Consider the following 11,821-nt stretch of genomic DNA (forward strand, 5'->3'; position numbering starts at 1 on the left):
CCCATGGACTACTTGCCCATCTTTTGCCGACTCGACAACAAACCCGTGCTGCTGGTCGGTGGCGGCGAGGTAGCGGAGCGCAAGGCGCGCCTGCTGCTGGATGCCGGTGCCCGCCTCACCGTTGTCGCCCCCAAACTCGACCCCGAGCTGGCGGAACTGGCTGCCAACGGCTGCATCGAGTGGCTGGCCGGTGAATTTGCGCCGGCACAACTGGCGGGCAAGTGGCTGGTGGTGGCCGCCACCGATCGGCGTGAGGTGAACGCGCTGGTCTACCAGAGCGCCAATCAGGCGCGGATCTTTGCCAACGTGGTGGATGACCCGAAACGCTCCAGCTTCATCATGCCGTCGATCATCGATCGCTCGCCGCTGATGGTGGCCATCTCCTCCGGCGGCAAGGCGCCGGTGCTGGCCCGCTTGCTGCGAGAAAAACTCGAAGCCCTGCTGCCGCAACATCTGGGGGCCGTGGCAACCTTCGCCGGCAGCCTGCGGGAGCGGGTCAAGGCCCGCTTCGCCACCATGGGCGAGCGGCGTCGCTTCTGGGAGCGGCTGCTCGGGGCGGATCGGCTCGGTCAGGCGCTGGCGCGGGGCGATAGCGCCTCTGCCCACCAGCTGGCCGACAACCTGTTTGCCGATGAAAGTCACTCCCGTGGCGAGGTGGTGCTGGTGGGGGCCGGCCCCGGCGATCCGGGCCTGCTCACCCTGCACGCCCTGCGCCAGATGCAGCAGGCCGACGTGGTGGTCTATGACCGGCTGGTCTCCGACGAGGTGATGGCGCTGGTGCGCCGCGACGCCAAACGCATCTTCGTCGGCAAGCAGGCGGGCAACCACTGCGTGCCGCAGGAGGGGATCAACCAGCTCTTGCTGGAGGAGGCGAAGAAGGGCCAGCGGGTGGTGCGGCTGAAGGGGGGCGACCCCTTCATCTTCGGCCGTGGCGGCGAGGAGCTGGAGACGCTGGTCGGCACTGGCATCGGCTTTCAGGTGGTGCCGGGCATCACCGCGGCCAGCGGCTGCGCCGCCTACGCCGGCATTCCGCTCACTCACCGCGATCACGCCCAGAGCGTCCGTTTCGTCACCGCCCACGGCAAGGGGGGCGCCCGGGATCTCGACTGGCCGCTGCTGGCCAAGGACAAGCAGACGCTGGTGTTCTATATGGGGCTCTCATCCTGCGCCACCATCCGCGAGCAATTGCTGGCCCACGGCAAGGGGGGCGACACCCCGGTGGCGCTGATCGAGCGCGGCACCCAACCCTGCCAGCGGGTCATTCGCGGCACCCTCGATGAGCTGCCCACGCTGGCGGTGGGCATCGAGAGCCCGGCGCTGATCATGGTGGGCTCGGTGGTGACGCTGGCCGACCAGCTCGCCTGGTTTGGTGAGGCACCACAGGCTCAGCGAGCCCTCGCCTGACCATTTGAATCTGTCCGTCACCCGATCCCGGCTGAATAACCCTCTCACCGGGATCGGGCGATGGCCATGGCTGGCAATCTGCGAGCATTGAAACGGGCTGAAGGGAGCAACCCACTCTTCATAAGTTAAAGTTGGGCCATTCAGGGAAAACCCATAAATTAAATTTATACCGAGTCATTTTCACCTCGAAACCGCCCCCCTCCTGCCATTGCGCCTGCGCCAAGCCCTCGCCCGACCTCTGCCGGATAAATCTCTGCACCACTGCGCGCCGTCATAACCTGTTGTTTTAAGTCTGGTATCCTATGGCTATTCGGCCCTATGGCCACCAGCTCAGGAACCTCTTCATGTCTCTTCCCATCAAAAACAGCGCCAAGCAGCGTGCGGAAGACAGATCCCGCATTCTCACCCTGCTGCTGCGCGATGACGCCCTCACCGACAGCCTGCTCGATCCGCAGGCAGTACAGGATGCCGAACAGCGCGACCAGACCAGCGAGCTGACCCGGCTGGTCAACAGCCTGCCCGCCGCCGACGTCGCCGATGCGCTGGAGTCGCTGCCGCCGGATGAGCGCCATGTGTTGTGGGCGCTGGTGAGTGAAGAGAAGCGCGGCCAGACTCTGGTCGAAGCGTCGGAGACGGTGTGGGACAGCCTCATCAGCGGCATGAGCGACAAAGAGCTGCTCGATGCCCTGCGCACCCTCGACATCGACGATCAGATCTATCTGGGCCAATACCTGCCGCGCAACCTGATGGGACGGCTGCTCACCTACATGGCCCCCGCCGACCGGGATCGGGTGCGCGAGGTGATCCGCTACGGCAAGCACACCGTCGGCGCCATGATGGATTTCGAGATCATCACCATCCGCCCCGAGGTAACGCTCGCCACCGTCCAGCGCTATCTGCGCCTGCGCGGCAAGATCCCCGCCAACACCGACAAGCTGTTCGTCATCGACCGGCGCAACCACCTGCTGGGGGAGCTGCCGCTCACCACAGTGCTGCTGCACAAACCGGACACCCGGGTGAATGTAGTGATGGAGCAGGATCCGGTCACCTTCGATCCGGAGGATAACGACGAAGCGGCCGCCCGCACTTTCGAGCGGGATGACCTGCTCTCCGCCGCCGTGGTGGATGGCAAGGGCAAGCTGATGGGCCGCCTCACCGTCGAAGAGGTGGTGGATCTGGTCTATGAAGAGAGCGACACCGACCTGCGCCGGATGGGGGGTATCAGTGAAGAGGAGGATGTGTTCGCGCCCGTCTCCAAGGCGGTCAAGACCCGTTGGGCCTGGCTGGCCATCAACCTCTGCACCGCCTTTGTCGCCTCGCGGGTGATCGGCCTGTTCGAACACACCATCTCCCAGCTGGTGGCGCTGGCGGCCCTGATGCCCATCGTCGCCGGGATCGGCGGCAACACCGGCAACCAGACCATCACCATGATAGTGCGGGCGCTGGCGCTGCAGCACATTCAGGCGGGCAACCTCTCCTTCCTGCTGCTGCGGGAACTCGGGGTGGCGCTGATCAACGGGCTGGTGTGGGGCGGCACCATGGGGGTAGCCACCTTCCTGCTCTATCAGGATGCGGCGCTGGGCGCCGTGATGACGCTTGCCATGGTGCTCAACCTGCTGGTGGCGGCGCTGATGGGGGTCATTATCCCCATGACCATGAACCGGCTCGGCCGCGATCCGGCCGTAGGCGCCAGCGTGATGATCACCGCCATCACCGACACCGGCGGCTTCTTTATCTTCCTCGGGCTGGCCACCCTGTTCCTGCTCTAAACCCGCGCAAGAAAATCCCCTCCTCTCCATATAAAAAAACCCCGGCATGGCCGGGGTGAAAACGGAGAGGAAAACATGTGGAAGTCATTACGGCTGCTTGTCAGCCATCAGTACAAAACCATTCATCTCGGGGAAGCCGATCACCAGAGTCTCTTTGCTGGTTTGCGGGTGCTTTATCACTGTGGAGTAGGCAATCTCACCATTTTTGGCGGCCTTCAGCCCCTTGAGCCACTTATCGGCAATATAGCCAGCACCGACCATCTCTCTGTTGAAGTTGCACTTGGGATCCGCAAATCCGGTAAACGTCAGCGCACTCAGTCCTGCGCTCGCGGTACCTGTGCCCACCAGAGTGCAACCATGGTAGGGGAATTGAATTTCAACGGTCAATGCACCGCTGTTGTTGCTGGTTTTGATATCCCCGACCATAGCGTCGGTCTCGCCTTTATAGTCCGCCTCGCTCCAACGGGCACCATTTTCAATCGAGAGTGAAGCCAGTTTCCGAGTGGAGATCTGGCCACGCCACCCGGCAAAAATTTCGGTATTGTCGCCAAACTTGAGACCGTTGGTGGCAAAGTCAAACGCTCTGAGCTTTTCGGTCTGCCCCTTGAGGTTGACTACCTCCTGCTCCTTGAAGGAGATCAGATGATAATTGCTTTCCGAGCTGCCGGAATGCGTGAGACCTCGCTCGGAGTCACGAATAACCGAAATGGGATAGATGCCATCTTTATCGGCATCTTTACCGGTTTTGCCCAGCCATTGGGAAGCCGTGTCATTCTTTTCCATCTCGGCCCAAACGCCCCAGCGTTGCTCTTTGTTCCGCTCGGGATAGACCAGAGCAAATCCCTCGGCGCCGGCAATCATCTTCAATGGGGCGCCATCTTTGTCCCGACCCAGCAGGTTGGCTTCGTGAACACCAACCTCCGGCAGATCCAGCGGCAGGCGCTTGGCAATACTGTTGGCGGCTTTTTCGCCATCACAGGCAGACAGTGCTGCAGTGCAGGCCAAAGCCAGCAGCGCCTTGTTACACATTCTCATGGTTGTTGTTCCTTGCGATTGCTTTGTAATTAGAAGTGCAATAAATCGGCGCTGAATTTAATTGAGAGGTCACTCGGCAGTCGAATGGAGATCTGTAACCAACCATTACAGACGAGCAAAAAGGCCCCAAAAAAGATCCAGTTACCCCACCCTTTTTAGCGAAACCGCAGCAATACAAGGCGTCACGCATGGCGAGAAAAAATTGGAAAAAACTGCCAAATCAGACCCATAGCTCTATTGATAGGAGCCATCTTAGCCGGGAGTGTTAGCAGGCTCACAGCCCGTCTCTTTGGTCGCCGATAAAATGCCCGGTGCTGGCAATTCCCATAACAAAGAGAACCCTACCCATGAAAACCACTCTCAAATTGAGCGCAGTGGCCGTTATTCTTTTGCTGTCCGGCTGCAACGACAACAACTCTCAGGCTCCCGGTGACGTCAACCTGAGGCTGATAGAGACCTCCGATATCCACTCCAACCTGCTGGGTTATGACTACTACCAGAACAAGCCGGATGCCTCGCTCGGCTTCTCCCGTACTGCAGTGCTGATCCGCAAGGCGCGCGAGGAAAACGCCAACAACCTGCTGATCGATAACGGCGATCTGATTCAGGGCACCCCGCTGGCCGACTACATCCACGACCAGCAGGTCAAACAGCAGTGGCTGAGCAAGCAGACCCACCCCGCCATCAAGGCGCTGAACACTCTGAACTATGATGTCGGCAACCTGGGTAACCACGAATTCAACTTCGGGCTCGATTTCCTCGCCGCGACGCTCAAGGGGGCCAACTACCCCTATATCAACGCCAACGTCTTCGAGGCCGATGCCTTCAGTCGCGATGGCAAGGGCACCATCGACTGGAGCAAGCAGAAGTTCAAACCCTACGTGCTGCTTGATCGTCAGGTGAAGGATGCCAACGGCAACAACCAGACCATCAAGGTTGGTGTACTCGGCCTGACACCGCCCCAGATCACCCAGTGGGACAAGCGCAATCTGGAGGGCAAGGTAGTGGTGGCCGATATGGTCGAGACCGCCGAGCACTATGTACCCGAGATACAGGCCAAAGGCGCCGACATCGTAGTGGTGGTCGCTCACACCGGCATCATTGGCGACCCGCGCGAGCCGCTGATGGAGAACGCCGCTCTGCCGCTGGCCAAGGTGAAGGGGGTCAACGCCCTGCTGCTGGGCCATGCCCACCGCACCTTCCCGGGCGATTACCCCAACATGACCGATGTGGACAACGACAAGGGCACCCTGGCGGGCATACCGGCTGTCATGCCCGGCGTATGGGGCAACCACCTCGGCATCATCGACCTGCATATGACCTGGCAGGATGGTCGCTGGCAGGTCAGCTCCAGCCAGGCACAGCTGCGCAAGATCGACAGCAGCGCCACCAGCGTGGAAGATCAGGCGGTGGTCGATCAGGTCATCACCGAGCACGAGCAGGCCAACCAGTGGCTGGACGAGCCCCTCAGCAAGATTACCCAACCCATCCACAGCTTCTTTGCGCTGGTACAGGATGACCCCTCCATCCAGATCGTCAGCGATGCCCAGCTCTGGCACGCCAAGAAGTTGCAGCAGGATGGACAGCTCAAGGAGAAGTGGCCGATCCTCTCCGCCGCCGCACCGTTCCGCGGGGGCCGCAATGGCCCGACCGATTTCACCTATGTGCCGGCGGGCAATATCTCCCTGCGCAATGTGGCCGACCTCTATGTCTACCCCAACACCCTGCAGGTCGTGGCCATCAACGGTGCCACCGTCAAGGAGTGGCTGGAGAAGAGCGCTGTCCAGTTCAACAAGATCGACCCTGCCAACACAGCAACCCAGTGGCTGGTCAACGAGAAGTACCGCACCTACAACTTCGATGTCATCGACGGGGTCAACTACAAGGTCGATGTGACCAAGGCGGCCCGCTACGACGTGGATGGCAACAAGGTGAGCGACAGCTACCGCATCACCGATCTCACCTATCAGGGACAACCGGTCGATCCGGCCCAGATGTTCTACGTGGTGACCAACAACTACCGCGCCAGCGGCGGTGGCAACTTCCCGGGCATCAACAGCAAGGTGATCGTCCATGAAGATCCCTTCGAAACTCGCGAAGTGCTCTCCGAGTATCTGAAGCTGCTGGCCACCAACAACCCGGGCGGCTTCACGCCAGCGGCAGACAACAACTGGCAGCTGGCCCCCCTGCCCGGCACACTGGATCTGCGTATCTACAGCTCCCCGCGCAGCGAGGCGCAAGCCCTGACCGGTGGCAAGCTGAACTATGTGGAGACCCTGCCGGCCAGCGATCCCAAGCACCCCGGCTTTGGTGTCTACAAGCTGGTTCCCTGAGTCAGAAACCAGCCATCAGGCCAAGCCCCCTCCCGTATGAGGGGGCTTTTTTATTTCCAGCCCACCCGGCAAGGTGGCCACAGTATCCACGCAGCAGCAGCCATAAAAAAACAGGCCCACCGAAGTGGGCCTGCTGTTATCTGTGTGGTCGGGAATATCGCGCTTAAGGGCGCTACTCCCGCTCCTTCACATAGGGTGTACCAAGTGCCTTCGGCGCTACGGCGCGGCCGATAAAGCCGGCCAGCAGGAACACGGTCAGGATGTAGGGCAGCGCCTCGATGGCCTGTACCGGGATCGGGAAGTCGCCGATGGTCACCCCTTGCAAACGGATGGCGACCGCATCGAGGAAGCCGAACAGCAGGCAGGCTGCCATGGCATTCCAGGGGCGCCACTTGCCGAACACCAGCGCCGCCAGCGCCATAAAGCCCTTGCCCGCACTCATGTTGGGGATGAACTGGGCCGTCTGGGCTACCGCCAGATAGGTGCCACCGATACCGGCCAGCAGGCCGCCGATGATGAGCGCGGTGTAGCGCATCCGCACCACCGAGATACCGGCGGTATCGACCGCAGCCGGCGCCTCACCCACCGCCCGCAGCCGCAGACCGAAGCGGGTACGGAACATCACCCACCAGGCCAGCGGAACGCAGGCGAACGCCACGTACTCCAGCAGGGAGTGGCCGCTCAAAAGCTCGCTGTAGAGCTGGCCAATCACCGGCACATCGTAGAGCTCCTTGGCATAGGGGAAGTCGATGGGAGCAAAGCGGGCATCGCCGGAGAGCGCCGGCGTCTGGCCACCCTGATCGAACCAGTAACGGCCCAGCGTCACGGTCAGACCGGCCGCCAGAATGTTGATGGCCATCCCGCTCACCACCTGATCACCGCGGTGGGTGATGGTGGCAAAGCCGTGCATCAGGGCAAACAGCACCGAGATGGCAATCCCGGCACCCAGACCCACCCAGGCAGAACCGGAGACCGCCGCCGCCGCACCACTGGCGAACGCCGCCGCCAGCAGTTTGCCTTCCAGCGCAATGTTGACCACCCCGGAGCGCTCGCAGAACATGCCGGCCATGGCGGCCAGAATGAGGGGCGGCGCGGTACGGATGGTGGCATCCAGCATCAGGATCAGAATTTCAAACATGATCAGGCCCCCTTGACTTGCGCAGAGCGGTTGGCAAACGCCAGATAGAGCTGCTCGATGCGCGGACGCATCATGTGCTCAAGGGCGCCACAGAACAGGATCACCAGACCCTGCAACACCACGACGATGTTGCGGTCGACACCGAACTCGAAGCTGAGCTCGGCGCCCCCCTGATAGAGGAAACCGAACAGCAGGCTGGCGATGATGACGCCGACCGGGTGGTTGCGCCCCATCAGCGCCACCGCGATACCGGTGAAGCCGAACCCTTCCACGAAGTTGAGCTTGATCTGGTGCAGCTCACCCTGCAGCACGTTGAGGGCGAAGAAGCCCGACAGCATGCCGGAGATGACCATGGCCAGGATCACCACCTTGGGATAGGAGATACCGGCGTAGGCGGAGGCACTCTGGCTGGCGCCGACCGAGCGGATCTCGTAGCCCCAGCGGGTATGCCAGATAAAGACCCACACCAGCGCCGCACAGATCAGCGCCCAGAAGAAGCTGATGTTGAGCGGGCTGTTCGGCATCTCGACGCCAAACAGGCTCGCCAGCCCGGTCATCTTGGGCAGCCAGCTCGCTTCGGCAAACACCCGGCTCTCGGTCGCCATCGAACCGGGCGGCTTGAACACCTCCACCAGCAGATAGGCCATCAGCGAGGCGGCGATGAAGTTGAACATGATGGTGGTGATAACGATGTGGCTGCCGCGCTTGGCTTGCAGCCAGGCCGGAATAAAGGCCCAGGCCGCGCCGAACAGACCACCGGCAACGATGGAGAGCGGCAACAGCAGGGAGAACGGCAGCACATCGCCGAGGGTCAGACAGACCAGCCCCACCCCCAGACCACCGATATAAGCCTGACCTTCACCACCGATGTTGAACAGACCGGCGTGGAAGGCGACCGCTACCGACAGACCGGTGAAGATAAAGCCGGTTGCGTAGTAGAGGGTGAAGCCAAACCCTTCACCGGTGCCGAACGCGCCGTACCACATAATCTTGGCGGCATCGACCGGGTTGATCTCGAGGTAGTAGAACAGGATGGCCGACACCAGGAAGGCCAGCAGGATGTTGACCGCAGACACGACGCCCACGGAGACCCAGGCAGGAATACGTACTTGGCTCATCAGTGGGCCTCCTTGGCAACTTCATCCGGCACTATGTTGGCCATCATCAGGCCGATAGTGCGCTCGTCCGCTTTGGCGGCATCCAGCTCGCCGACGATGCGACCGTCGGCAATAACCAGAATGCGGTCAGAGAGACTCATGATCTCGTCCAGCTCTACCGAGACCAGCAGCACCGCCTTGCCCTTGTCGCGCATAGCAATAATCTGCTGGTGGATATACTCGATGGCGCCGATGTCGACCCCGCGGGTCGGCTGGCCGATCAACAGCACATCCGGGTCCTGCTCCACTTCACGGGCGATCACCAGCTTCTGCTGGTTGCCACCGGAGAAGTTGGCGGTCTTGTGGTCGGGATGGGGCGGGCGCACGTCCCACTTCTCCATCTTGGCCTGGCAATCCTGCTGGATCGCCTCCTTGTTCTGCAGCCACCCCTTGTTGTACTGCGGACGACGGTGATAACCGAGGATAAAGGCCTCTTTCGCCTCGAAGCGGTTGATGAGACCCATCTTGTGGCGATCTTCCGGCACATGGCCGAGGCCGAAGTTGCGCACCATTTCGGGATCGGCCGCATGATCGGCGCTCACCTTGTGCACGCCGCTGCGGCTGCTGATGGTAAAGCCGCCCTTGCTCGGCTTGATGATGCCGCCAAGCAGGCTGAGCAGCTCGGACTGGCCGTTGCCGGAGACCCCGGCGATGCCGACAACCTCACCGGCGCGCACTTCGAAACTGACCGATTTGACCCGCTCCACCTTGCTGGCGTCAAAGTAGCTGAGCCCCTCGACCTTCAGCTTGGCTTCGCCCGGCTGGGTCGGCCCCTTGTCGACCTTGAGGCGCACCTTGCGGCCCACCATCAGTTCGGCCAGCTGCTCCTTGTCGGTATCCTTGGTGGCAACGTGCGCCACCATCTCGCCGCGGCGCATGATGGAGACCTGATCCGTGATGGCCAGGATCTCGCGCAGCTTGTGAGTGATGAGGATGATGGTCGCCCCCTGATCCCGCAGCTTCTCCAGCACCTTGAACAGGTGATCCGCCTCTTGCGGGGTGAGTACCCCGGTCGGCTCGTCGAGGATCAGGATGCGGGCACCGCGATAGAGCGCCTTGAGAATTTCGACCCGCTGTTGCAGGCCCACCGGCAGATCTTCCACCTTCTCGTGCAGCGGCACCTCGAGACCATAGTCCCGCGCCAGCTCGCCGAGCAGCTTCTCTGCCGACGCCACGCTCTGCTGAAGGTGCCAGCCATTTTCAGCGCCGAGGATGACGTTTTCCAAAACCGTAAAGTTGTTCACCAGCATGAAGTGCTGGTGCACCATGCCCACGCCTGCGGCAATCGCATCTTGTGAACCGTGGGGTTTGAAAGGATTCCCATCGATGAACATCTCGCCTTTATCGGCATGGTAGAAGCCGTAAATGATGCTCATCAGGGTGGATTTACCGGCGCCGTTTTCGCCAACGATGCCGTGAATACTGCCTTTCCGAACCTTAAGGTCGATCAGCTTGTTGGCGTACACTTCGCCGAACCGCTTATCGATACCTCTTAATTCGATGGCATAGCGATCTGTCTGGTCCATGATGCAGCCCTGCGTTTCATGAAATAAGACTGTAAAAACCGGCCCGTGCGGGCCGGTCGGTGCGTTGAGAGTCGTAGCAGCAACTATCTAATTAGTATTTGCAGGTATTGTCGCTCATGTAGTCATGAACCTTGACCTTGCCTGAAATAATCTCGGCCTTGATGGCATCCACCTTGGCTTTCATCTCCGGGGTGATCAGCTTCTCGTTGTCCTTGTCGAGCGCCCAATCCACACCGCCTTCGGCCAGACCCAGGTTCTTGATACCCGGTTTCCACTGGCCTTTGGCCGCGTCATCCCAGGTTTGGTAAGCAGCCAGACCCACAGACTTGACCATGGAGGTCAGCATGGTGCCCGGTTGCAGGTGGTTCTGGTTGGAGTCTACGCCGATGGCAAACTTGCCGCTGTCCTTGGCTGCCTGATAGACACCGATACCGGTACCGCCGGCTGCGGCGTAAACCACGTCAGCGCCTTTGGCGAACTGGGACTTGGCCAGCTCGGCACCTTTGGCCGGGTCAGCAAACGCGGCCGGGGTGGAGCCCGCCATGTTCTGGAACACTTCGATCTTCGGATTGACGTACTTGGCGCCCTGCTCGTAGCCGCACTCGAACTTGCGGATCAGCGGGATGTCCATGCCGCCCACGAAACCGACCTTGCCGGTTTTGGAGGCGATGGCAGCCAGTGCGCCCACCAGGAAGGAACCTTCATGCTCCTTGAAGATGACGGACTGGACGTTCGGCTTGTCGACCACCATGTCGATGATGGTGAACTGGGTTTTCGGGAATTCGGTCGCCACTTTCTCTACCGCAGAACCCATGTTGAAGCCGACCGCCACGATCGGGCCGTTGCCACGGCTGGCCAGACGACGCAGACCCTGCTCGCGCTGGGCTTCGTTCTGGGGCTCAAACTCTTTGACCTTTACCCCTTTGTCCTTGTTGTAAAGCTCGACGCCGTTACGGAACACGGCTTCGTTGAATGATTTGTCGTACTTGCCCGCGGTGTCATAGATCACGGCCGGCTCGGAAGCAGCCTGAGCAGAGAGAGCAGCGAGAGTGAGGGAGGCCACGGTGGCCAGTTTGAGCACTTTAGTCACGATCGTATCCTTGATTGTTATTAAGTGAGGGAACTTGCTTGCCCGCCGAAGCGGGTCATCTAGCACGCAGGGTTACTCTAAGTCAGCCCCGATGCGGGTCAAGCAAATGATAAGGGAAAAACGTTTGCGTTAACGGTTTGAATTATAAGCAAATAACCTTATAAGCAGTTGTTTTTTAGCTACTTTTCAGTTGTTTATGCTGACAATTCAGAGACCCAAACGACATTTCTCTTATTGTTCAATTGGTTACTCTAAACCGTTTTCCCCGGTTGGGCATCCGCCCCACCCATCGCCCCGTGATCCGGCTCGCAAAATAACCGCGCGGCGCGCCATCCGGCCGCTGGCTACAGCTGGAAACCATCCTCCGCC

General features: G+C 60.7%; 8 protein-coding genes. 3 read left to right on the forward strand and 5 right to left on the reverse strand.

Annotation, left to right across the window (positions count from 1 at the left end):
- Positions 1–3 precede the first annotated feature (3 nt).
- Both cysG and mgtE read left to right on the forward strand, forming a co-directional pair.
- Entirely contained in the window at positions 4–1,404 is a 1,401-nt protein-coding gene (gene cysG, locus WE862_RS03580; protein ID WP_042029563.1) for a siroheme synthase CysG, read from the forward strand.
- 344 nt (positions 1,405–1,748) lie between these two features.
- Positions 1,749–3,173 carry a magnesium transporter gene (gene mgtE / locus WE862_RS03585; protein WP_042029565.1) on the forward strand — a complete coding sequence of 475 codons (1,425 nt, stop codon included), beginning with the start codon at positions 1,749–1,751 and terminating at the stop codon, positions 3,171–3,173.
- An 87-nt stretch (positions 3,174–3,260) separates the two neighbouring features.
- On the opposite strand, the gene WE862_RS03590 is transcribed toward mgtE, so the two are convergent.
- Positions 3,261–4,208, reverse strand: a complete 948-nt coding sequence (locus WE862_RS03590) for a hypothetical protein (protein ID WP_042029566.1) — start codon at positions 4,206–4,208, stop codon at positions 3,261–3,263.
- 347 nt (positions 4,209–4,555) lie between these two features.
- On the opposite strand from WE862_RS03590, the gene WE862_RS03595 reads away from it, so the two are divergent.
- The gene (locus tag WE862_RS03595; RefSeq protein ID WP_042029567.1) at positions 4,556–6,541 is read left to right on the forward strand and encodes a bifunctional 2',3'-cyclic-nucleotide 2'-phosphodiesterase/3'-nucleotidase; all 1,986 of its coding nucleotides are present in this window, start codon (positions 4,556–4,558) and stop codon (positions 6,539–6,541) included.
- 172 nt (positions 6,542–6,713) lie between these two features.
- Here the strand turns inward: WE862_RS03595 and WE862_RS03600 are convergent, their stop codons facing one another.
- The 4 genes from WE862_RS03600 to WE862_RS03615 all read right to left on the reverse strand — a co-directional run bounded on the left by WE862_RS03600 (position 6,714) and on the right by WE862_RS03615 (position 11,452).
- A complete protein-coding gene (locus tag WE862_RS03600) occupies positions 6,714–7,679 on the reverse strand; it encodes an ABC transporter permease (protein WP_033115673.1) in 966 nt (321 codons plus the stop codon).
- A 2-nt stretch (positions 7,680–7,681) separates the two neighbouring features.
- Positions 7,682–8,797 (reverse strand): ABC transporter permease, encoded by a 1,116-nt coding sequence (locus WE862_RS03605; RefSeq protein WP_041209784.1) that lies wholly within the window; start codon positions 8,795–8,797, stop codon positions 7,682–7,684.
- Positions 8,797–10,362, reverse strand: coding sequence for an ABC transporter ATP-binding protein (locus tag WE862_RS03610; RefSeq protein ID WP_041209785.1), 1,566 nt, complete (start codon positions 10,360–10,362; stop codon positions 8,797–8,799). Before WE862_RS03610 ends, WE862_RS03605 begins: the two co-directional genes overlap by 1 nt.
- A 91-nt stretch (positions 10,363–10,453) precedes the next feature.
- Positions 10,454–11,452 carry a BMP family lipoprotein gene (locus WE862_RS03615; RefSeq protein ID WP_033115676.1) on the reverse strand — a complete coding sequence of 333 codons (999 nt, stop codon included), beginning with the start codon at positions 11,450–11,452 and terminating at the stop codon, positions 10,454–10,456.
- Positions 11,453–11,821 lie beyond the last annotated feature (369 nt).

Source organism: Aeromonas jandaei (assembly GCF_037890695.1).
GTDB classification, from domain to species: Bacteria; Pseudomonadota; Gammaproteobacteria; order Enterobacterales; family Aeromonadaceae; genus Aeromonas; species Aeromonas jandaei.

What these genes read in the sequence shown, in the direction of transcription:
- cysG (WP_042029563.1), top strand. Translation starts at nt 4, where the DNA reads ATGGACTACTTGCCCATCTTTTGCCGACTCGACAACAAACCCGTGCTG.
- mgtE (WP_042029565.1), top strand. Translation starts at nt 1,749, where the DNA reads ATGTCTCTTCCCATCAAAAACAGCGCCAAGCAGCGTGCGGAAGACAGA.
- WE862_RS03590 (WP_042029566.1), bottom strand. Translation starts at nt 4,208, where the DNA reads ATGAGAATGTGTAACAAGGCGCTGCTGGCTTTGGCCTGCACTGCAGCA.
- WE862_RS03595 (WP_042029567.1), top strand. Translation starts at nt 4,556, where the DNA reads ATGAAAACCACTCTCAAATTGAGCGCAGTGGCCGTTATTCTTTTGCTG.
- WE862_RS03600 (WP_033115673.1), bottom strand. Translation starts at nt 7,679, where the DNA reads ATGTTTGAAATTCTGATCCTGATGCTGGATGCCACCATCCGTACCGCG.
- WE862_RS03605 (WP_041209784.1), bottom strand. Translation starts at nt 8,797, where the DNA reads ATGAGCCAAGTACGTATTCCTGCCTGGGTCTCCGTGGGCGTCGTGTCT.
- WE862_RS03610 (WP_041209785.1), bottom strand. Translation starts at nt 10,362, where the DNA reads ATGGACCAGACAGATCGCTATGCCATCGAATTAAGAGGTATCGATAAG.